Below are 21,495 nucleotides of genomic sequence, written 5' to 3'. Positions count from 1 at the left end.
GGGCCTCTAGCGAGTTATGCGGCCAACGTCACCCGCATCGTCGCGCGCGCTTCGCCGCCCGGTTCGACGCTGAAGACACCATGCTTGCCGGCGAAGTCGCCGGTGAAGCCTTCGCTGTCGGCGATTCCCCGCCAGGGCTCGATGCACACATAGCGCGCGCCCGGTTTGGTCCAGATGCCGAGCATCGGCATGTCGGGGAAGTCGACCACCAGCTGCGGCCCGTCGCTCGCGCCATAGGTGACGCGGCGCGACGCCACGGGATCCCAGATCAGCGCGTCGTCGGTGAACAGCGAATCGGCGAGGTGCAGCGTCCTTCCGTCGAGCGGGGAGGGGCGCTCGCCCGGCGCGATCAGCCCGCCGGGCGTCAGCGCGCGCAATGCGCCGGGCTCGTCGGCGTCGAAGCGGATGCGATGATCCGCGCGGTCGCGGCCATAGGGCAGGGGCCATGCGAAAGCCGGATGGAAGCCGAAGCTGGCAGGCATTGCGGCCTCGCCCCGATTGCCGATCCGGGCCTCCATGCTCAGCGTCGCGCCCGAGAGTTCGAAGCCGATGTCGAGCGAGAAGCGCCAGGGATAGGCTTTCAGCGTCTCCGCATCGGCTTCCAGCCGGCAGCTGGCGCGAGACGGTGTCGCTTCGGTCACCGCGAACCCCATCCGCCGCGCAAAGCCGTGCTTGGGCAGGCTGTATTCGCGCCCGTTCGCTCGCAGCACATCGCCGTTCAGCGCGCCGACGACCGGGAACAGCAACGGTGCTCGGCCGGTCCAGAAGGCCGGATCGGCATCGGTCATCAGTTCGCGGCCTTCGCCATCGCGCAGGCTGGAAAGCTCCGCCCCGAACGGGTTGATGGCCGCGCTCAGCGTCCCGCTGGAGATTTCGATCATCCGCGTATCGTCCGCCATGCGTCGATCACGGCGTCCACCGCGACATCCGCTTCCGCCATCGTCGTCGCGATCGACGTGACCGACACGCGCATCACCCAATTGCCGCGCCATAGCGCCGGTCCGATAAAGGCGATCTCGTCGTCCTGAACCCGCTTCACCGTGGCCAGAGTCGCATCGTCGCGGCCGCCGAAGCGGACCATGAGCTGGTTCAGCTCGACCGGCGCGATCAGTTCGATCCCGGCTTCGTCGGCCAGCCGCTCGCCCATGTGCCTTGCGATCTGGCAATGGCATTCGACCATATGTGCGATCCCCTCGCGTCCCAGCTGGCGGATCATCGCCCAGGTCGCAAAGCCGCGCGCGCGCCGCGACAGTTCGGGCACATAGGCCGAAGGGTCACGCTCGGATCCCTCGGCGGGCGGCAAATAGCTCGCGGAGATCGCCATCGCCCGCCGGTGCGCCTCGGCATTGCGCACGATCGCGAAGCCGCAATCATAGGGCGTCTGCAGCCATTTATGCCCATCGGTCGCCCAGCTGTCCGCCGCTTCGACCCCTGCGGTCAGGTGCGCCCGCGCCGGCGCGGCCTGCGCCCACAGCCCAAATGCGCCATCGACATGCAGCCAGGCACCGGCCGCCGTCGCGATGGGGGCGATTTCGGCAAAGGGATCGCACGCCCCGGTGTTGATCTGCCCCGCCTGCGCGATCGCGATCACCGGCCCGGTACAGGTCTTCACCACCCGCTCGAATTCGCTCGCGATCATCCGCCCGGAGGTATCGGCAGGCACGATCTTCACCCGCTTCGCGCCGAGCCCGAGATATTTGAGGCCCGAATAGACCGTCGCATGCGCGTCCGCGCCGATCACCACCTCGATCGGCGGCGCGCCGAACATGCCGTCCGCTTCGACATCCCATCCCGCGCGCGCCAGTACCTCGCTGCGAGCCGCCGCCAGACATACGAAATTGGCGACCGTCGCGCCGGTGACGAACCCCACCGAAGCCTCGCCCGGCAGCCCGAGCAGGTCGAGCAGCCAGTCGGCCGCGACCTTCTCCACCGCCGACGCGGCGGGCGCGGCGATCAGATTGCCGCCATTCTGCCCCCAGGCCGAAGTCAGCCAGTCCGCCGCGACCCCGGTGGGATGCGAATTGCCGATCACCCAGCCGAAGAAGCGCGGGCCGGTCGAAGCGCGGATGCCGGGGGTCGCCTTGCCGATCAGCTCCGCGATGATTGCGTCCGCCTCGCCACCGGTTTGGGGTACCGGCCCCGCGAATGCCGCCAGCATCGCGGCATAGTCCGCCACCGGCGTGGTCTCCGCTCCCGCAATTCCGCGGCGATAGGCGATGGCGGCATCGGCCGCGCGGCGCATGGCTTCATAGTCGCTCATGCTCGCCTTTTAGCCGGAGGTGGAGCGATCCGCATCCCGCGACGTGCGGTGAAACTAGCCCTCGCGGTGGACGAGGAAGGGCGAGAAGGCCTGATTGACCGGCATCAGCTCGATCGTGTTGATGTTCATGTGCGGCGGCAGCGTCGCGACCCACAGCATGGTCTCGGCAATGTCGTCGCCGGTCATCGGGTTCACGCCGCCATAGAGCTTGTCCGACGCGGCCTGATCGCCGCCGGTGCGCACCACGGTGAATTCGGTCTCGACCATGCCCGGCTCGATCGAAGTGACGCGCACCCCGGTGCCGTTCAGGTCCGATCGCAGGTTCAGGCTGAACTGGCGGACGAACGATTTGGTCGCGCCATAGGCGTTCCCGCCCGGATAGGGATAGCTGGCCGCCACCGACGAGAGGTTGATGATCGCCCCCTTCCGCTCGATCAGCCCCGGCAGCAGCTTGTGGGTGATCGAGACGAGCGAGGTGATGTTGGTGTCGATCATCGTCTTCCACTGATCGAGCGACGCTTCCTGCGCGGGCTTGAGCCCCAGCGCGAGCCCGGCATTGTTGATCAGCAGGTCGATGCCCCGAAAGGCTTCCGGCCGCGCATCCAGCGCAGCATCGCGCGCCGCTTCGTCGCGCACGTCGAACACCGCCGCGTGGAATCGCTCGCCCAGCTCGGCCGAAAGCGCCTCGAGCCGCTCGGCCCGCCGCCCGGTGCCGATCACATGCCAGCCGGCATCGACGAACGCGCGCACGGCCGCTTCGCCGATCCCCGCGGTGGCGCCGGTGATGAGGGCTACGGGCATAGATCCATCCTTCCAAACGTCACCCCGGCCTTGTGCCGGGATCCACTCAGCTTCACGCACGGCGCAGCAGGCTCAAGTGCAGCCCTTGCCTCCCGGTGGACCCCGGCACAAGGCCGGGGTGACGGAAGGGGTTCATCCCCGCAACACCGCCCCGATCTTCGCTGCCGCCGCGACGACCTTGTCGGCCAGGGCCTTCAGCTCCGCGTCGGTGAAGCTCTTCTCGCCCGGCTGCAGTGTGACTTCGATCGCGACGCTCTTCTGACCCTCGGGCACGCCCGCGCCGGTGAAGATGTCGAACAGTCGCGCATCGACGATCGCCGCCTTGTCCGCGCCCTTCGCCGCGCGCACCAGATCGCCCGCCGCCATTTCGGCGGGAACGAGGAAGGCGAAGTCACGCGTCACTGCCTGCAGCGCCGGGGGCGTATAGGCCGAGCGCATGAAGCCGGTGCCGCCGCGCCTGGCGGGCAGGGCGTCGAGATAGAGTTCGACCGCCGCGACATCGCCGTCGAGATCGAACGCCTTGAGCACGCTGGGGTGCACCATCCCGAACGCCGCCAGCACCGTCTTTGGCCCCAGCCGCAGCGTGGCGGACTGGCCCGGGTGATAGACTTCGCCCGCTTCGCCCATCACTTGCAGGTTGGCGACCGGCGCCCCCGCGGCTTCGAGCAGCGCCAGCGCTTCGGCCTTGGCGTCGAATGCGGTGAAGCCCTGTGCCTTGCCGCCCTGCCAGCCGCGCGGGGTCTTGGATCCCGCCAGCACCACGCCCAGCGTCGGCCGCTCGACATCGGCGAGGTAACGCCGCCCGATCTCGAACAGGCGAACCCCGCTCGCGCCGCGCTTCAGGTTGCGCTCCGCCGCCGCCAACAGGCCGGGCAGCAGCGAGGGCCGCATCACCTTCATGTCCTCGCTGATCGGATTGGCGAGAGTCCATGCTCCGCCGCCGAAGGGCGCGGCTTCGGCTTCGGAGATGAAGCTCCACGTCACCGCTTCGTTCAGCCCGCGCGACGCGGCGGTGCGGCGCACCTTGCGTTCCAGCTTCTGCTCGGGCGTCGCGGTCGGCCGCGCCACGCCGGGCGCGCGGTCGAGCGGGGTCGAGGGCACATTGTCGATGCCTTCGATGCGGATCACTTCCTCGACCAGATCGGCCGGACCTTCCACATCGCCGCGCCAGCTCGGCGCGGTCACGCGGAAGGCATCGAAGCCGCGTCCGATCTCGGTCGGATCGCCATTCGCGTCGAGCGCGCCGACGGTGAAGCCCAGGCTCTCGAGAATGTCCTTCTGACGTTCAGCGGGAATAGCCAGCCCGCCCAGCGTCTCGGCCATCGCCGGATCGTAACCGGTGGTGATCCCGACATGCGGCGCCTTGCCGACGCGGGTCACTTCGCTCGCGGTGCCGCCGCAAATCTCGGTCACCAGCCGCGTCGCGATGGCCAGGCCGTCGTCGAGGAAGGCGGGATCGACACCGCGTTCGAAGCGGGTGCGCGCATCGCTGGTCAGCGTCAGCTTCTGGCCGGTGCGGGCGATATGGTCGGGATCGAAATAGGCGCATTCGATCAGCACGTCGGTGGTGGTCTCGCTGCACCCCGAATGTTCGCCGCCCATGATGCCGCCGATATCGTGCGCGCCTTCGTCGTCGGCGATCACGGTCATCGTGGCGTTGAGCGTATAGGTCTTGCCGTTCAGCGCCAGTGCCTGCTCGCCATCCTTCGCCTTGCGCGCGACCAGCCCGCCCTTGAGCTTCGCCCGGTCATAGACGTGGAGCGGGCGGCCAAGGTCGATCATGATGTAATTGGTGATGTCGACCAGTGCCGAGATCGGCTTCTGCCCGATCGCGGTCAGGCGACGGCGCATCCATTCGGGCGCCTCGCCATTGGTGACGCCCGACACGGTCTGGCCGTGATAGGCGGGGCAGCCTTCGCTGTCCTCGATGCGGATGTCCGGCCCCGGGCCTTCGCCCGCTACCGGTTCGATGTTCAGGGGCTTGAGCGTGCCCAGGCCCGCTGCCGCCAGATCGCGCGCGATGCCGCGCACGCCCATGCAGTCCTGACGGTTCGGCGTGATCGACACATCGATCACCGGATCGTTGAGGTCGGCATAGTCGGCGAAGCTCGTGCCGACCGGCGCGTCGCCGGGCAGCTCGATGATCCCGTCATGATCGTCGCCCAGCTCCAGCTCGCGCGTCGAGCACATCATGCCGTTGGATTCGACCCCGCGCACCGCCGCGACCTTCAGCACCATGCCATTGGCCGGAACGACGGCACCCGGCGTGCCCAGCACGCCGACCAGCCCCGCGCGCGCATTGGGCGCGCCGCACACGACCTGCAGCACTTCGCTGCCGGTATCGACGGTCAGCACCTGCAGCTTGTCCGCTTGCGGATGCGGATCGGCGGTCAGCACCTTCGCCACGCGGAACGCGGCGAGCTTCTCGCCCGGATTTTCCACGCCTTCGACTTCGAGGCCGACCTTGGTCAGCGTCTCGACCACCTGATCGAGCGTCGCGTCGGTCTCCAGATGCGCCTTGAGCCAGTTCAGGGTGAACTTCATGCGCCGACTCCTCCGCTGAGCGTGGGCACATCCAGCGCCGAGAATCCGTAATGCTTGAGCCAGCGGATATCGCCGTCGAAGAACGCCCGCAGGTCGTCCATCCCGTATTTGAGCATCGCGAGGCGATCGATCCCGCAGCCGAATGCAAAGCCCTGCCACTCGTCGGGATCATAGCCGCCGGCTTCCATCACGCTGCGATGGACCATGCCGCTGCCCAGCACTTCCATCCAGCCTTCCGACCCGCCGATCACGCGCTTGCCGTTGACGAGGGTGTAACCGACATCGACTTCCGCGCCCGGTTCGGTGAAGGGGAAATAGCTCGGGCGCAGGCGCAGGACGATGTCGTCGCGCTCGAAGAACGCCTTCAGGAAGGTCTCCAGCGTCCATTTCAGGTGACCCAGCGTGATCCCCTTGTCGATCACGAGGCCCTCGACCTGATGGAACATCGGCGTGTGCGTCGCGTCGCTGTCGCTGCGATAGGTGCGGCCCGGCGCGATGATGCGGATCGGCTGCTTGCCGCCCGCTGCCTTCATCGCGCGGATCTGCACCGGGCTGGTGTGGGTGCGCAGCAGCATCTTGCGCTCCGCGCCTTCTTCCTCGGGGAAGTAGAAGGTGTCGTGCATCGCCCGCGCCGGATGGCTCTCGGGAATGTTGAGCGCAGTGAAATTATGCCAGTCGTCCTCGATCTCCGGGCCGGTCGCCACGGCGAAGCCCAGATCGGCGAAGATCTCCGCCAGCTCGTCCATCACCTGGCTCACCGGATGGACGCTGCCCGCGCCCGCGCCGTCGACCGGCAGCGTCATGTCGAGCGTCTCGCTCGCCAGCTTCGCGTTCAGCGCGGCGGATTCGAGCGCCGCCTTGCGCGCGCCCAGCGCCTCGGTCACCGCTTCGCGCAGGCTGTGGATGCGCGGACCCTGCACCTGACGCTCCTCGGGGCTCATACCGCCCAGCGTCTTGAGCAGGCCGGTGATCGCCCCCGCCTTGCCGAGCGCATGGACGCGCAAGCTTTCGAGTGCGTCGAGCCCGGCGGCGGCATCGATGGAGCCGAGCAGGTCGGCGCGAAGTTGGTCGAGATCGGTCGTCATGCGCGTTCCCCAAGCAGAAGCACGGCCTTGCCGCAACCTGCGCGATCATATGGTGGCCTAATCATGGACGGCGGCGTCCCTCAAACTGCGGCGGCCCAGTCGGAACCGCGTCCGGCGTTCCCATCCGATGAGCAGGAACACTGCCCCTGCAAACCCCGATATGAGGAATGCGACAAACCCTTGCTTCGTGACGGACAAGTAGAGCGCGATCAGGTTGAGCGTCAGGCCCAGGGCAATCATGCCGTACGCCATGAACGCTTCGGTTACCGGATTTGGCTTGGGCGTGGCTTCGGCGCCAGCCAATAGCGTGGTTTGCCGATCGGCCTTACGCCACGCCTCCAGAGCCTCATTCGAACGCTCAAAACGCGCGAGATCGACATCGTCGAACAAGCCGGGGCGCTGATACTGTATGATGCCGAGCAATGTCGACATCGACGCGGGATGGATTGCATCGAAATCCACACCGCCGTCGGTGAGCGCTGCCCATGCCGTTCGATAGTGCGGATTGATGGCCTGAAGCGATTGAAGATACTCAAGGTCCGCCAGTCGATCGACTGCAATGGTGATCGGATAGGGACAATTGTGATCCTCGGCCCGCTCGCCCCACTGAAAGCCGGAAACCGCGGGTCTCAACATTCCGTTGGATCGCGGGACGCCGTTGAGAATTGTCGTGGCGATCGAGGACTCGATCGCGATGGACCCGGCGATGTCGCTCGCATGAGCGCGGGCCACCAGTTGCTCGGTCAAGGCTGCGAGCGGAGCGAAGATCGTCTCTCGGCTCTGTTCGCCGAAGATCAAGGTTTCGAAAGCCCCCATGTCGATGTGCTGTACGGGTGCCGCGATGGGAGACTCCGCATTGAAGACGGCATCATCCCACGTTTCAACCGGTCGATACGGTGCCACACCCCGGGCCGCGTCATAGGCGGCCCGAAGCGCGATAAAGGCTTGCGGATCCGCCTGGACGTCGATTGCCTTCAGCTTCGCCGCATAGGCGCGCCGGATCACCGCCAGCTCGTCGGTCGGTGCGATCTCCAGAACATTCCAGTAATCCGAACCGTCCATCCGCCTTCCCCCGAAAGCCACAAGGCAAGACAGCCTATACCTTGCTGCCGAGCAACGCCGCACCGAAGCCGAAGAACAAGGTGCCCGATACGCGGTTGAACAACAGCTTGCGATTGGCCGGGGCCAGCCAGTGCGACAGCGATCGCCCGCCCAGCGCATAGACGCTGAACCAGAACAGTTCGATCACCATGAAGCTGCCGGTCAGGATCGCCAGCTGTGTCCCGAACGGGCGGCCGGTGTCGATGAACTGCGGCAGCAGCGCAGTGGCGAACAGGATCAGCTTGGGATTGGACAGGCCGGTGCCGAGGCCGGTCAGGTACAGCGCACGGATCGATCGCCGCGCATGCGGCTCGATCGCGCCGTCGCCGCTGCTCACCGGCGCGCGCCATGCCTTGATCCCCAGCCACACCAGATAGCCGACGCCGACATAGCGCAGCACTTCGAACAGCATCGGCGATGCCTTGAGCAAGGCGCCCAGACCCGCGGCGGAGGCGATCAGACAGGTCAGGTTCGCGGTCATCAGCCCGGCCATCGACGCCGTGGTGCGCCGCGCGCCCTGCTGAATGCTCTGTACCATCACGTGCAGCATGTTCGGGCCGGGCGTGGCCGCGATCAGGAATACGGCGGTGACGTAAAGCCACCAGGTCTTCATCGCCATTCGGATGGTCCGTGCGGGAGGAGGAAAAGAAAAGGGCGCCGGTGTTGCCACCGACGCCCCTTGTTTCTTGCGCTACAGGTCGCCTCAGGCGGCCTGGGGCAGAGCCGCCTTCGCCTGAGCGATGATGGCGGTAAACGCCTCGCTTTCGTTCATGGCGATGTCGGCCAGGACCTTCCGGTCCAGTTCGATGCCGGCGAGCTTCAGCCCGTGCATGAACTGCGAATAGGTCAGGCCTTCGGCGCGAACGCCGGCGTTGATGCGCTGGATCCAGAGACCACGGAAGGTCCGCTTCTTAACCTTGCGGTCGCGATACGCGTACTGGCCGGCCTTTTCGACGGCCTGCCGCGCGACGCGGATCGTGTTCTTGCGACGGCCGCGATAGCCCTTCGCCTGTTCGAGGATGTTCTTGTGCTTTGCGCGGGTGGTAACACCCCGTTTGACGCGTGCCATGTGTCCTGGCCCTCCTTACTTCAGGCCGTACGGCGCCCACTGGCGCACGTGGGCAACATCGGCATCGGCGAGCACAGACGTGCCGCGATTCTGGCGGATATACTTCGCGTTGTGCGAAATCAGGCGGTGGCGCTTGCCGGCGACTCCATGCTTCACCTTGCCAGTGGCGGTGAACTTGAAGCGCTTCTTCACGCCGCTCTTCGTCTTGAGCTTGGGCATTTTGGTCTCCTTTATAGCTCGAACAGACAGATTGCCGCGGCAGCCCTTGATGGCCGGGCGATCCCAGATGTCCGAGGAAAGGCGGGCGCTTAGACGAAGCGCCGGGGCTTTGCAACCTGAGTCGCGGGGAACTTCGCGTGGTTACCGCGCTTTAGACCCCGATGGCAGAAGAAACCGCCCCCGCGCACCCGGTGCGAGCGCTGGGCAAGCCGTTGGCCGCCACGATTTCGGTCGTCGCATCGCTGATCGGCCTGATCGTCCTCGCATGGGCGATTCTCTTCGTGACCAAGGGGCGATTCCTCAAAGGGCCGTTCGAACGCATCGTCAGCTCTCAGACCGAGCGTCAGGTGAAGGTCGGCGGCGATTTCCAGCTCTATTTCGCGCCGTTCAACGTCAAATTCCTCGCCGAAGACATCAGCGTCACCAATCCGGCATGGGCCAAGGGCCGGTTCTTCGAAGCCAGGAAGGTCGATTCGGTCATCTCCACCTGGTCGCTGATCACCGGCAACCGTCGGATCAACTGGCTCTCGCTCGATGGCGCGCATCTCGATCTGGCGTGGGACGAGAAGCACCGGCGTAACACCTGGACGCTGGGCAACCCGGACAAGAAGGGTGAGCCGCTCGATCTGCCGTTGATCCGTGCCGCGCGCGCGGCGGGCACCGAGATTCGCTACAGCGATCCGGCAATGGCGCTGATGGCGGCGATCGGGCTCGAGCCGGTCGAGGCAAGCCAAAGCAAATTCTCCACCGCGATCCGTTTCGAGGGGCGCGGCCTCGCGCGCGGCACGCGCTTCACTGTCAGCGGTGGGCTGTTGACGCCGAATGCGACGGCGGGCGGCGGCGAAAACAAGCTCGAACTCCATATCCGCGGCGCCAACACCGTCGCCGACGTCACCGGCACCTTGCCCGGCGCGACCGAGATCGAAGGCGCGAACCTCCATGTCGACGTGCGCGGCGGCAATCTCGCCGATCTGTTTTCGGTCCTCGGCGTCGCGGTGCCCGATACGCGCAGCTACCGGATGCGCTCGGCGCTCACCAAGCGCGGCCCCGAATGGCGCTTTACGGGCATGAAGGGCCGGTTCGGCGCGAGCGACTTGTCGGGCAAGTTCACGATAGAGAACAGGCAGCCCCGGCTGATGATCACCGCCGCGCTCGACACGCGCGTGCTCGACATCGTCGATGCCGGACCGTTCATCGGCTACAATCCGAACCGGCTGGCGGCGCAGGGCGCGATCACCACCGTCAACGGCGCGCCGCGCGTCCTGCCCGATGCGCCGCTGCGCGCCGAAGCGCTGAAGAATTTCGATGCCAGGGTCGACTGGCACGTCCGCGCGGTGCGCGCCCCGGGTCTGCCGTCGATCTCGGATATCACGCTCGGGCTGGCGCTGGACGACCGGTTGCTGACGCTCAGTCCGCTCAACTTCGCGCTGTCGCGCGGCCGGATCAGTTCGGACATCGTCATCAACGCCCGCGATCCGCGCGTCCTGACCGATTACGACATCCGCTTGTCACCGACGCCGATGGGAACGCTGCTCGCGGGGTTCGGCGTGGCCGAAGCGGGCACCAGCGGCACGATCAAGGCGCGCGCGCAACTCAAGGGCACTGGCGACACCGTGCATGATTCGCTCAGCACCGCGAACGGCCGCATCGCCTTCATCATTCCCAAGGGGTCGCTCTGGACCCGCAACGTCCAGCTTTCCGAGCTCGATATCGGCGTCTTCATCCAGAAGATGTTCGAGAAGAAGCTGAAGGAGCCGGTACAGATCAATTGCGGCCTGATCGCCTTCACCGTGCGCAACGGCATCGGCGCGGCGGATCCGATCCTGATCGACACCGCCGGCAATGTCGTCGCCGGGCGCGGCGGATTCAGTTTCAAGAACGAGTCGCTCGATCTCGCGATCGAAGCCGATTCGAAGAAGTTCAGTCTGTTCTCGGGCCAGTCGCCGGTGGGCATCGGCGGCTGGTTCGCTGCGCCCAGGATCAACCCGATCAGCGGCGAACTGGTGGCGCGTGCCGGGATCGGCCTCGGCATCGGCGCCTTGGTCAGCCCGATCGGGGCGATCATCTCGTTCGTCGATGTCGGCGATGCGAAGGCGGCCGATTGCGGCCCGGTCCTCGCCGGCGCCTCGGCCCACCGCCAGCGCGACACCAAGGGCCGCCCGCGCGACGATGTGGGGAAGGGCACCACCGCCAAGTCGGAAAGCGGCAAGCAATCGAAGGGCGAGCGCCGCGAACAGCGCAAGAAGTTCCTCGGGATCTTCTAGGCGCGGCGCATCCGCTCGACGATCAGGACGATGGCCGCGCCCGCGCCATAGGCGGCGAAATCCTGCCATTCGAACGATCCGCCCAGCACCACGCGCCCCACGCCATTGCCTCGCAGTCCCAGCAGATCGAGCAGCCCGATCAACTGCCCCAGTTCGACCAGCACCGCGATCCCGAACGCAATCGCCACCGCCGGACCCACGCGCAGCACCGTCACTGCCCGCAATCCGCAATAGACCAGGATCACCGCCAGCACGTCCCCGCCATAGGGCCGCACGAACGCGTCCCGCACGAACAGCGCAATGCAGATTTCGACCGCGAACAGCGCCAGCGTGGCCAGCGCATAGCCCGGCCGGACCGCGATCAATGCCCCCGGCACGCCATTGCTTCGAGGATTTCCTCCACCCGCGCCGGATCGCCAGCCGCGATCACTTCGCCGTTGCTCCCGGCGTGGAGCGGATCGCCCGACCAGTCGCACATCCGTCCGCCGGCTCCTTCGACCACCGGCACCAGCGCGGCGAAGTCGTGCAGCTTCAGCCCGGCCTCGACCACGATGTCGAGCCAGCCGCTCGCCACCGCGCCGTAATTATAGCAATCGCCGCCCAGCACCGTGCTGCGCACCTGTGCGTCGAGATGCTCGAACGCGTGGAGCTGATCGTCTTCGAACAGGGCAGGGGAAGTCGTGCCGAGCAGCGCATCGCCCAGCTCGCGGCACCGTTTCGTGGTCGCAGGCGCGCCGTTGAACAGGGTCTGCTGCCCGACCACGCCGACCCAGCGTTCCTTCAGGATCGGCTGATCGATGATCCCCAGCACCGGCCAGCCATCCTCGATCAGCGCGATCAGCGTGCCGAAGATCGGCCGCCCGGCGATGAAAGCGCGGGTGCCGTCGATCGGATCGAGCACCCATTGCCGCCCGCTGCTGCCTTCGCGGACGCCGAATTCCTCGCCGATGATCCCGTCCATCGGCCGCTCGGCAACGATCAGCCGCCGCATCGCGTCCTCGGCCTCGCGATCGGCCAGCGTCACCGGCGACTGGTCGCCCTTGGTCTCCAGCCCATAATCGGCGCGGAAACGGGGACGGATCGCCGCGCCCGCCGCATCGGCGAGGCGTTCGGCAAGGTCGATATCGGTCTGGGAGACGGGCATGGGCTGGCCCTAGCCAGTTGTTTGGCGCGGTGCCACCCTCCGCAGCCATTCCAACGATGCTTCGCATCGCCGGAACCGGGGGCCGCTCCGCCCCCTCTCCCACCCGGCCACCCATGGAGTGAACTTCCGTCGGGTGGCCGGGTGGGGGAGCGGGCTGGCACCGCCTGTTTCAGCTCTGCCGAAACCAACAAATTGACTCGCAAACGTCATGAACCGCTGCCAAGCCCCGCTCAATGCGCCCGCTGATCCTCGCCGCCGCCCTTCTCGCCGCAACGCCTGCCGCCGCACAGCTGCGCGCGGTGCCCGAGCAGGTCGCCGACGAGCGAGAGGCGCTGAACGGGGTCGAGGTCTTCCTGATCAACGAAGGCGCCGAACCGCTTGAGGCGGAGGGTCCGCGCGAAATCGAGCTGACCGCCACCGACGGCACGCGCCTGATCCTCCAGCGTATGCCCGCGCCGAAGCGCAGCGTCGCGCCGGGCGGCTTCGTCAAGGCGCGCTACGTCCCGGTCGGCCTCGCCGGCGTGGCGATTCCACCCAACGCCGCGCATCCGCCCGCCGACATGCCCGGCCCGGGCGAAGTCGCGGTCAGCAGCTCGACCGTCTCCTCCTCGGCCTTTCTCGACCGGTTCGCGCCGCACGAGCCGATCTATGCCGCCGCCGGCCTCAACGATTCGGGCGCCAAGCTGCAGGTCAGCTTCGCCTTCCGCCCGTTCGCCGAAGACGCGCCGCTCAAGCTCGGCAATCTGCGCTTCGCCTATACCCAGACGATGTTCTGGGCGCTCGACAAGCCGTCGGGTCCGTTCCGTTCGACCATCTACAGCCCCGAAGTCTATGCCGATGTGCCCGTCGGCGAGGACACCGTCTTCGCGCTCGGCTATCGCCACGACAGCAACGGGCGCGGCCTGCCCGGCTCGATCGACGTCAACCGCCTGTTCGTCCGCGCGCAGCACAGCTTCGATCTGGGCAACGACTGGCGGCTCGACGTCGCGCCGATGGGCTGGATCTATGTCGGCAACGAAGGCCCGTGGGGGCGCAATGTGCGCCGCACCTGGGGCAACAGCGCGATCACTGCCGCGATCCGGCAGCAGGACGGGCTCAAGCTCTCCGCCACCGCGCGCGGCAGCTTCGAGACCGGCCGCTATTCGGGCGAGCTCTTCGCCAGCTATCCGATCGGCCGGATCACCGGCGGGGGGCTGGGCATCTATCTCTTCGGCCAGGCCTTTACCGGCTGGGCGGAGACGCTCGACGATATCGACGTGCGCGACACCCATGCCCGGATCGGCATCGCCCTCACGCGTTAGGCTTCTCTCGCTGACGCTTCCGTTAGACTTCGCAGCGCCGCCCGCCTAAAACTCGGACAAACATATCGGGAGAGACATGATGCGCCCCTATGCCTTCGCTGCGATTGCCCTGACGCTTTCCCTGCCCGCTTCGGCCGCGCTCGCGCCCGGCGTGAAAGCGCCCGATTTCACCGCCAACGGCGCGATGGCCGGCAAGCCGTTTCAGGTGAAGCTCAGCAACGCGCTGAAGAAGGGGCCGGTCGTGCTCTATTTCTTCCCCGCAGCATTCACCGGCGGCTGCAATATCGAGGCGCAGGCCTTCGCGAAGGCGATTCCCGATTTCAAGGCAGCCGGCGCCACGGTGATCGGCATGACCGCGGGCAATGTCGACAAGCTGGTGGCCTTTTCCAGCGAACATTGCGCGGGCCAGTTTCCCGTCGCGGTGGCCGATGCGGCGATCGTGAAAGGGTATGATGTTGCGCTGCCAAATGCCGGGGGGCGTACTGCGGGCTGGACCAGCCGGACCAGCTACGTCATCGCGCCCAACGGCAAGATCCTGCTCGCGCATACCGACATGAATCCCAACGATCACATACAGATGACCCTGCAGGCAGTGCGCGATTACAAGAAGGGCCCGGCCCGGCGCTGATCCTCACGCGGCGGTGAACCTTCTCTTTACTGAAGGTGAATCCCGTACAAACCGGATATTAGCAGTTCGGCCTTAACCCTTCCGGCGGATATGGATGCGGCGTCCTCTTGCGCTGCTGCTCTGGGGGTTGTTGAGGCTATGGCCGCTGTTAGGGCCGTTCGGGCTGTTGGCGAGGGTGAAACCCCCCGGCGCTTGTACGACCGAATCGGAAATTTCCTGATCGATCAGCGGCTCGAGATCGACCCGGCCAACTTCGCGTTCGCCTATCATCTGCTGAGCGATCCGAACGGCGCGCTCGCGCGGGCGGTGGCATCGCTAACCGATGGCGGCGTGCGTCTTACCCAGCGCGACATCGAGACGCTCGGCTGCGAGATGAAGCCTGTCTCCGGTGTTGCCGCCGCCAAGGAAAAGGCCGACGGCCTCGTCGCCCAGACGCAGATGCAGGTCGAAGGGTTCGAGGACATGGTCCACGCCATGCGCGCCGAGACCGAAGGCTTCGGCCGCGATCTCGCCGCCAGCGCCGAAGCGATCACCCGCTCGGCCGGCGACAATGCCGTGGCGCTGGGCGAAGTCGCGCGGATCACCGCCGAGATGCTCGAACGCGTCCGCACCGCCGAAAGCCGGCTGGAAAGCGTAACCAACGAAGCCAGCGAACTGCGCACCAAGCTGGAGGAGGCGCGCGACAATGCCCGTCGCGATCCGCTGACCGATCTGCCCAATCGCCGCGCGTTCGAGGAAGCCTTCGCCGCGCATTCGGATGCCGATCAGCCGGTCTGCCTCGCGGTGTGCGACGTCGATCACTTCAAGTCGGTCAACGACCGCTTCGGCCATGCCGTGGGCGATCGCGTGCTCAAGGCGATCGCCGAATCGCTCACCAAGACCTGCGGCGAACATATGGTCGCCCGCTATGGCGGCGAGGAATTTGCGGTGCTCTTTGTCGGCGTCGATCTCGAAACCGCCAAGGCCACCCTCGATACCGCGCGCGCCACCGTGTCGGCCAAGAATTACCGGCTGCGCGAAAGCGACGCGCCGCTCGGCGCGGTCACCTTCTCGGCCGGGATTTCGCCCTCGCGCGGGGGCGAAATGTGCTCGACCGTGTTCCAGCGCGCCGATCGCCTGCTCTATGCGGCGAAGGAATCCGGAAGAAACTGCGTTCGCGTAGGATAATTCGCCGGATAGTGGTGAAATTCACTGCGCAACTTCCCAATATTTCCGGTCTCCGTATTTGCCCTTAGGCACGGTTTGTTGTTTTTCAATAACTTAGAGAAACTGGCACGCTCCCTGCAATCCAGTCTGGCATCGGCAGCCGGATGGTCCGGCCAGACCGAACAGACCAGGGAGTAATTACAATGACCGTCACCAACACGCTTCAGCAGACCGTCGCCGTCTTCGGTGCGCTTCTCTTCACCACCATCCTCGTGATCGCTTCGACCCCCGTTCTGCCGATCGCCTGATGCAGCCCGAACAGAAGACAGGAGACAAAGACATGGCACGCCAGATTGCCTTCGGCATCACGTCCTTCGCGATGACCGCCTTCCTCATCGTCGTCACCAGCGCGCACGGTTCGAGCCTGATCGCTTGAACCGTCGCCCTGGGGCGGCGCCCCAGGCCGGAATGCGCGGCGAGAGCCGCCGCCAGGAATGAAGTGCGGTGAGAAGCCGCCCGGTTTAGCGGAACCCCGGAAGGTCCGCAGCGGTTGACTGGCCAAGCAAATTCAGGAGCTTGGTCATGGTCGACACCGCCGAAATGATCCACGAGGACGCGCTGCCGGGAGAGGAGCGCACCCTGGACCCCCAGCCCGAATATGAACCGCGCTATCCCGGTTCCGGCCGCCTCAAGGGCAAGGTCGCGCTGGTCACCGGCGCCGACAGCGGCATCGGCCGCGCCGTCGCCGCGCTCTATGCCCGCGAAGGCGCCGATATCGGCATCCTCTATCTGCTCGAAGACGCCGACGCCGAGGAAACCAAGCGCATCGTCGAAGCCGAGGGCCGCCGCGCGCTGCTGATCAAGGCCGATGTGGGTTCGAAGAAGATGTGCGACCGCGCAATCGAACAGTTACTGTCCGAATTCGGACAGATCGACATCCTCGTGAACAATGCCGGCGAGCAGCATCCCGACAAGGACATCACCGACATCACGAGGAGCAATTGGTCCGCACCTTCCAGACCAACATCTTCGGCATGTTCTATCTGACGCAGGCCGCGCGCCCGCACCTCAAATCCGGCGCGGCGATCGTCAACTGCACCTCGATCACCGCCTATCAGGGATCGAAGGAGCTGCTCGACTATAGTTCGACCAAGGGCGCGATCGTCGCCTTCACCCGCAGCCTCTCGGAAAATCTGGTTGGCGAAGGCATCCGCGTAAACGCCGTCGCGCCCGGCCCGATCTGGACTCCGCTCAATCCCTGCGGCGGCGCGTCGCCCGAAAAGCTCGAGACGTTCGGCGAAAACACCCCGATGGGCCGCCCCGGCCAGCCCAACGAAGTCGCCCCCAGCTTCCTGTTCCTCGCCTGCGACGACGCCAGCTATATGAGCGGGCAAGTGCTCCACCCCAATGGCGGGACGGTGGTGAACGGGTGAAGCTCACCCGAACCGTCACCCCGGCCTTGCAATGTTGGATTTCGCCTGCTTCGCTCGCACGGGCCGGGAAAGCCCGCCGCTCTTTGAACGGATCCGAAAAATCCTGCTTTTGCCGGAAACCGGCTTTTCCCGATCCAGGTGTCAACCGTGTCAACCAGCGCCACACCAGGCGCCTGTCTCAAACGCCATATTCCGGTCCGGCGGTCAGGCGGGCACGGCAGCCCCCACCAGCCCGGTCGGCGCTTCCTCGCCGCGCGAATAGGTTCCGGTCAGCAGTCCCGCAGCGATCACGCGTCCGGCCATCGCCTTCAGGATCGCATTCTTTCCCGGCGTGCCGCTGACATCGGGTCCGGGGCCCAGCGCGAACAGCTGGAAGGCGTAGTGATGCACGCCATGCCCGGTCGGCGGATCGGGGGCGAGCCAGCCTTCGCCGAAGAAGCTGTGGCGGCCCACATCGCTGCCATCCGCGCCGCCATCGCCATCGGCGCGGATCGCGCCTTCCTTCAGCTCGCCTTCGATCGGCAGGCCCCACACCACGGCATGCACCGTCGGCGCGGGCGTCATCGCGTCGGGATCTTCCACGATCAGCACCAGCCGCTCGGTCCCCTCGGGAACCTGCGTCCAGAACAAGGGCGGGGAGACGCCTTCGCCATCGGCGGTGAAGCGTTCGGGCAGCCGGTCGCCATTGCCGAAGGCCATGCTGGCGAGGTGCAGCGATTCGAAGCTGCCCAGTTCGGGCTGGACGATGGCCAGCTTGTGCTGCCCCGCGCGCAGCCCTTTCAGCGCCGCCCCAAGCCAGTGCGGGACGTGCTCGAGCATCGGATCAGAGGTCCAGCTTCTCGTAATCGGCGGGCGGGGCGATCCCGTCCATCCGCTCGGTCAGCAGCATCCGGAAGCTCGGCCGGCTCTTCATGCCGACATACCAGCGCTTGGCCTGCTCGTGGCTCTTCCAGTCGATTCCGCCCAGATAGTCGGCGACCGAAATCTGCGCCGCCGCGGCAAGGTCGGCGAGGCTCATCATCGGCCCGGCCAGCCAGGTCCGGTGGTCGAGCAGATAGTCGATATAATCGAGATACTCGACCGCGGCCTTCATCGCGGTGCGCAGCGCGGTGCCGTCGGGCGCCTGCTTGTACACGATCCGCTTGAGCATCCGCTCCTGCAGCAAAGGCGCAGTGATGTCGCGATAGAAGTACGTGTCGAACCAGATCACCAGCCGGCGGATTTCGGCGCGGTCCGGCGCGGTGCCGTTGAGCATCGGCGACTTGGTCACCGTCTCTTCGAAGAACTCGCTGATCACGGTCGAATCGATCAGCGTCACGCCGCGTTCGCTGTCGACCATCACCGGCACCTGGCCCGTCGGGTTCAGATCGAGAAACTCGTCGCGCCGTTCCCACGGCGATTCGCGCACGGGCTCGTAACCGACGCCCTTCTCGCTCAGCAGCAGGCGAACCTTGCGGGAGAAGGGGCAGAGGGGGAACTGGTAAAGCTGCCACATGGGCTCAGCTTTAGGCTCAGCTTATTTCGGAAACCAGTGGCGCTGGAGGAAATAGCCGGTGATCGACACCGCAATCGCGACGCACAGCCAGAACACGCCCCAGAAGGCCCAGGGCGCATGGGCGAAGGGGATGCCCGCGACGTTCATGCCGAGCAGCCCGGTGATGAAGGTCAGCGGCAGGAACACCATCGCCGCCACCGCGATGATCAGGGACCGCTGGTCGATCAGCTCGGCGCGCAGATCGGTCAGCGTCTCGTGGATCAGCGCCGATCGCTCGCGGATGCTCTCCAGTTCCTCGGCCATGCGCGCGGCGCGGTCGGCGGCGGAATTGAGGTGCAGCCGATCGTCGTCGCGCAGCCAGTCGCCGGGCAGCGCCGCCAGCTTCTCCAGCGCGATCCGCTGGGGATAGAGGAAGCGGCGATAGCCGATCGCGGTGCTCCGGGTGAGGTTCACCTTGCGGCGCAGCTCGAACGCATGATGCGCCGCGATCTGCGCCTCGCAGTCGTCGAGCGAATCGCCCAGCTCGGCGACGACCGGATCGAGTTCCTCGGTGATCTCCTGTGCCAACGCGGCGATCAGGTCGCCCGGATCGAGGATCTGCCCGGCCTCGACGCGCTTCTGCACCGGATCGAGCGCGCTGAACGGCTTGCGGGTGACCGAGAAGACGCAGCCGCCCAGCGCATACATCCGGATCGAGGCGAGCGGGTCGGACGCGGTCATCTCCTCGGTCGAAAGCCCGCGAAGGTTGATCACCGCGCCATCCTCCACCGGATCGCAGCGCGGCCGCGTCTCGGCGGCGGTCAGCGCTTCGGTGACATAGGGCGACAGGCCAGCCTCGCCGCCCAGCCAGGTCTTGGCGTGTTCGTCGGTGGTGGTCAGGTGGACCCAGACGAGGCTGCCGGGCCGCCCGATCGCCTGCTTGATCCCGACCGGTTCGGCCTTTCCGTCGCGGACGACCCAGGCGAAGCCGCTCATGGCGCCATCTCCAGATCGACCGACAGGCCGGGGCCGGGAGCGGCGGGCGGCGTGTCGCAGGCGATTCGGGCGGCGTCGGCGCGGGCACGGTTGAGGATCTGGGTCGGCACGCCGCTACGATGATAGATGCGATCAGCCGCGGCAAGCGCGCGCGCCTGCCGCAGGGTCAGATCGTCGGGATCCGGCGAGGTCAGGGTGAAGCGGAGCAGTTCGTCGCCGCGCTTCGCTTCGGGCGCGGCCAGCCAGATGGCGACGGCTTCGCCATCATGCTCGTTCAGCGGATCGAGCAGCCCGCCCTCGGCCAGCACCGCGCCGATCGCGCGCCGCCGGTCGGCAATGTCGGGCCAGCGCTGGCGGATGGCGCCACGCGCGGTATTGAGCGCCCAGGCGAGCTTGCCGAGCTTCACCGGCAGCATCGCCTCGAACCGCTGGCGCAGCGCCGCCGCCAGCCCCGCCGATGCGCCGCCAGTGCCGATCGCGATCAGCACCGGATCGCGATCGATGATCGCGGGCAGGGTGAAGTCGCACAGTTCGGGCCGGTCGACGGTGTTGACCAGCACGCCCTCGGCCCGCAGCCGCGCGACGGTTTCCTCGGGCTCGGGCAGGGCGACGATCGCCAGCGCCGCGCCGCGATCGACGATGCGCGCGCCGGCGCGTTCGAGCAGGCGGCGCTTGGCTTCGGCCGCTTCGCCGCTGCCGATCAGGATCACCGGCCGCCCGGCCAGCTTCACGAACAGCGGCAGGGCGGCGAGGCTCATCGGTCAGTCCGCGAGCCAGTCGGGGATCGGTTCCTGATCCATGATCGATTCGGCCGAGATGCGCGGTGCGACCACCGCATATTTGTCGCCCGAGACGAGCACTTCGGGCACCAGCGCGCGGCTGTTGTAGGTGCTGGCCATCGTCGCGCCATAGGCGCCGGCGGAGTGGAGGACGATCAGGTCGCCGCTCTTCACCAGGTCGATCTCGCGATTCTTGGCGAACACATCACTCGATTCGCACACCGGGCCGCAGACATTGGCGACGAAGGTCTCGCCGCTCGGCTTCACCGCCGAAATGTCGTGATGCGCATCGTACAGCGCGACGCGAGCCAGGTCGTTCATCGCCGCATCGACCACCACCCAGGGATTGGTCACGCCGGGCTTCACCCACAGCACGTCGGTGACGAGCACCCCGGCATTGGCCGAGAGCACGCGGCCGGGCTCGAACATCAGCTCGACGTTCCAGTCCTTGGTCACCCGGGCGACCATCGCGCCATAGGCGTCCATCGTCGGCGGCACGTCGCCATCCTTGTAGCGCACGCCAAGACCGCCGCCGAGATCGACATGGGTGATCTGGTGGCCGCGCGCGCGCAGTTCGGCGACGAGTTCCCCGATGCGCGCGAACGCCTTTTCCAGCGGATCGAGGCTGGTGAGCTGGCTGCCGATATGGATCGCCACGCCGCGCAGGTTCAAGCCTTGCAGCTTGCCCAACCGGTCGAAAATGTCGGGGGCCTGATCGATCGGCAGGCCGAACTTGTTCTCGGCCTTGCCGGTCGAGATCTTCTCGTGCGTGCCCGCGTCGACATCGGGGTTCACCCGCAGCGTCGCAGGCGCGATCATGCCCTTGGCGCGAGCGATCTCGGCAAGGACGACGCCTTCTTCTTCCAGCTCGAGGTTGAACTGGCCGATCCCGGCATCAAGGCCCGCCGCCAGCTCGGCGCGGGTCTTGCCGACGCCCGAGAAGACGATGTCCTTCGCCGCCATGCCCGCGGCCAGCGCGCGCGCCATCTCGCCGCCCGACACCACATCGGCGCCATAGCCTTCATTGGCCAGCAGGCGCAGCACCGCGAGATTGGGATTGGCCTTGATCGCGAAGGCGAGGTGGACGCGGCCCGCCTGCTCCACGCCCTTGCGGAAGTCGCACGCGCGCTTTCGGAAGGCTTCGGCCGAATAGACATAGACCGGCGTGCCGACTTCGGCGGCGATGCGGGCGAGCGGGGTGGCTTCGGCGTGAAGTTCGCCGTCAATCAGAGCAAATTCGGTCACATGAAA

Annotated in this window: 20 protein-coding genes and 1 pseudogene; 5 read left to right on the top strand and 16 right to left on the bottom strand. The window is 66.6% G+C overall.

All coding sequences use genetic code 11. The features are described 5' to 3' along the window. Nucleotides 1–14: 14 nt before the first annotated feature. From HHL13_RS15600 to rpmI, 9 genes are all read right to left on the bottom strand, one after another. Nucleotides 15–899 (bottom strand): aldose 1-epimerase family protein, encoded by an 885-nt coding sequence (locus HHL13_RS15600; RefSeq protein WP_169556523.1) that lies wholly within the window; start codon nt 897–899, stop codon nt 15–17. Further along, complete coding sequence (locus HHL13_RS15595) at nt 878–2,260, bottom strand: pyridoxal-dependent decarboxylase (RefSeq protein WP_169556522.1); 1,383 nt, start codon at nt 2,258–2,260, stop codon at nt 878–880. Before HHL13_RS15595 ends, HHL13_RS15600 begins: the two co-directional genes overlap by 22 nt. 54 nt (nt 2,261–2,314) lie before the next feature. Beyond that, nucleotides 2,315–3,061: an SDR family NAD(P)-dependent oxidoreductase gene (locus HHL13_RS15590; protein WP_169556521.1), complete on the bottom strand. Its 747-nt coding sequence runs from the start codon at nt 3,059–3,061 to the stop codon at nt 2,315–2,317. A gap of 132 nt (nt 3,062–3,193) precedes the next feature. Further along, nucleotides 3,194–5,605 carry a phenylalanine--tRNA ligase subunit beta gene (gene pheT / locus HHL13_RS15585; RefSeq protein WP_169556520.1) on the bottom strand — a complete coding sequence of 804 codons (2,412 nt, stop codon included), beginning with the start codon at nt 5,603–5,605 and terminating at the stop codon, nt 3,194–3,196. Beyond that, nucleotides 5,602–6,690: a phenylalanine--tRNA ligase subunit alpha gene (pheS, locus tag HHL13_RS15580; protein ID WP_169556519.1), complete on the bottom strand. Its 1,089-nt coding sequence runs from the start codon at nt 6,688–6,690 to the stop codon at nt 5,602–5,604. Before pheS ends, pheT begins: the two co-directional genes overlap by 4 nt. A gap of 57 nt (nt 6,691–6,747) precedes the next feature. Then, nucleotides 6,748–7,752 (bottom strand): hypothetical protein, encoded by a 1,005-nt coding sequence (locus HHL13_RS15575; RefSeq protein WP_169556518.1) that lies wholly within the window; start codon nt 7,750–7,752, stop codon nt 6,748–6,750. Nucleotides 7,753–7,786: 34 nt separating this feature from the next. Then, nucleotides 7,787–8,410 (bottom strand): LysE family translocator, encoded by a 624-nt coding sequence (locus HHL13_RS15570; protein WP_169556517.1) that lies wholly within the window; start codon nt 8,408–8,410, stop codon nt 7,787–7,789. Between the two features lie 84 nt (nt 8,411–8,494). Beyond that, on the bottom strand, nt 8,495–8,860 hold the full coding sequence (gene rplT, locus HHL13_RS15565; protein ID WP_169556516.1) for a 50S ribosomal protein L20: 366 nt from the start codon (nt 8,858–8,860) through the stop codon (nt 8,495–8,497). A gap of 15 nt (nt 8,861–8,875) precedes the next feature. Further along, nucleotides 8,876–9,079: a 50S ribosomal protein L35 gene (gene rpmI / locus HHL13_RS15560; RefSeq protein ID WP_044334398.1), complete on the bottom strand. Its 204-nt coding sequence runs from the start codon at nt 9,077–9,079 to the stop codon at nt 8,876–8,878. A gap of 161 nt (nt 9,080–9,240) precedes the next feature. Between rpmI and HHL13_RS15555 the strand changes: the two genes are divergently transcribed. After that, complete coding sequence (locus HHL13_RS15555; RefSeq protein ID WP_169556515.1) at nt 9,241–11,343, top strand: AsmA family protein; 2,103 nt, start codon at nt 9,241–9,243, stop codon at nt 11,341–11,343. Here HHL13_RS15555 and HHL13_RS15550 read toward each other — a convergent pair. Together HHL13_RS15550 and hisN are read right to left on the bottom strand one after the other, a co-directional pair. After that, nucleotides 11,340–11,708 carry a DUF2809 domain-containing protein gene (locus HHL13_RS15550; protein ID WP_206376939.1) on the bottom strand — a complete coding sequence of 123 codons (369 nt, stop codon included), beginning with the start codon at nt 11,706–11,708 and terminating at the stop codon, nt 11,340–11,342. The genes HHL13_RS15555 and HHL13_RS15550 overlap by 4 nt on opposite strands. Next, nucleotides 11,705–12,487 carry a histidinol-phosphatase gene (gene hisN / locus HHL13_RS15545; RefSeq protein ID WP_169556514.1) on the bottom strand — a complete coding sequence of 261 codons (783 nt, stop codon included), beginning with the start codon at nt 12,485–12,487 and terminating at the stop codon, nt 11,705–11,707. Before hisN ends, HHL13_RS15550 begins: the two co-directional genes overlap by 4 nt. A 233-nt stretch (nt 12,488–12,720) precedes the next feature. On the opposite strand from hisN, the gene HHL13_RS15540 reads away from it, so the two are divergent. The 4 genes and pseudogenes from HHL13_RS15540 (at nt 12,721) to HHL13_RS15525 (ending at nt 16,995) form a co-directional block, all read left to right on the top strand. Further along, on the top strand, nt 12,721–13,788 hold the full coding sequence (locus HHL13_RS15540) for a phospholipase A (RefSeq protein WP_169556513.1): 1,068 nt from the start codon (nt 12,721–12,723) through the stop codon (nt 13,786–13,788). Between the two features lie 79 nt (nt 13,789–13,867). Continuing rightward, the gene (locus tag HHL13_RS15535; RefSeq protein WP_206377091.1) at nt 13,868–14,416 is read left to right on the top strand and encodes a redoxin domain-containing protein; all 549 of its coding nucleotides are present in this window, start codon (nt 13,868–13,870) and stop codon (nt 14,414–14,416) included. A gap of 192 nt (nt 14,417–14,608) precedes the next feature. Then, nucleotides 14,609–15,583 (top strand): diguanylate cyclase, encoded by a 975-nt coding sequence (locus HHL13_RS15530; protein WP_346775571.1) that lies wholly within the window; start codon nt 14,609–14,611, stop codon nt 15,581–15,583. A gap of 561 nt (nt 15,584–16,144) precedes the next feature. Then, nucleotides 16,145–16,995, top strand: a pseudogene (locus tag HHL13_RS15525) (SDR family oxidoreductase). A gap of 204 nt (nt 16,996–17,199) precedes the next feature. Here HHL13_RS15525 and HHL13_RS15520 read toward each other — a convergent pair. The 5 genes from HHL13_RS15520 to lysA are packed head-to-tail and all read right to left on the bottom strand — an operon-like array spanning nt 17,200 to nt 21,489. After that, nucleotides 17,200–17,814: a YbhB/YbcL family Raf kinase inhibitor-like protein gene (locus tag HHL13_RS15520; RefSeq protein ID WP_169556510.1), complete on the bottom strand. Its 615-nt coding sequence runs from the start codon at nt 17,812–17,814 to the stop codon at nt 17,200–17,202. Between the two features lie 4 nt (nt 17,815–17,818). Beyond that, a complete protein-coding gene (locus HHL13_RS15515; RefSeq protein ID WP_169556509.1) occupies nt 17,819–18,490 on the bottom strand; it encodes a glutathione S-transferase family protein in 672 nt (223 codons plus the stop codon). Nucleotides 18,491–18,511: 21 nt separating this feature from the next. Next, complete coding sequence (locus HHL13_RS15510; RefSeq protein ID WP_169556508.1) at nt 18,512–19,465, bottom strand: zinc transporter ZntB; 954 nt, start codon at nt 19,463–19,465, stop codon at nt 18,512–18,514. Continuing rightward, the gene (locus HHL13_RS15505) at nt 19,462–20,223 is read right to left on the bottom strand and encodes an NAD(P)-dependent oxidoreductase (RefSeq protein ID WP_169556507.1); all 762 of its coding nucleotides are present in this window, start codon (nt 20,221–20,223) and stop codon (nt 19,462–19,464) included. Before HHL13_RS15505 ends, HHL13_RS15510 begins: the two co-directional genes overlap by 4 nt. 3 nt (nt 20,224–20,226) lie before the next feature. Beyond that, on the bottom strand, nt 20,227–21,489 hold the full coding sequence (lysA, locus tag HHL13_RS15500) for a diaminopimelate decarboxylase (protein ID WP_169556506.1): 1,263 nt from the start codon (nt 21,487–21,489) through the stop codon (nt 20,227–20,229). Nucleotides 21,490–21,495 lie beyond the last annotated feature (6 nt).

Source organism: Sphingomonas sp. G-3-2-10 (assembly GCF_012927115.1).
Classification (GTDB): domain Bacteria; phylum Pseudomonadota; class Alphaproteobacteria; order Sphingomonadales; family Sphingomonadaceae; genus Sphingomonas.
The sequence above is the reverse complement of the archived record's forward strand: the minus strand, read 5'-3'. Positions and strand labels throughout refer to the sequence as shown.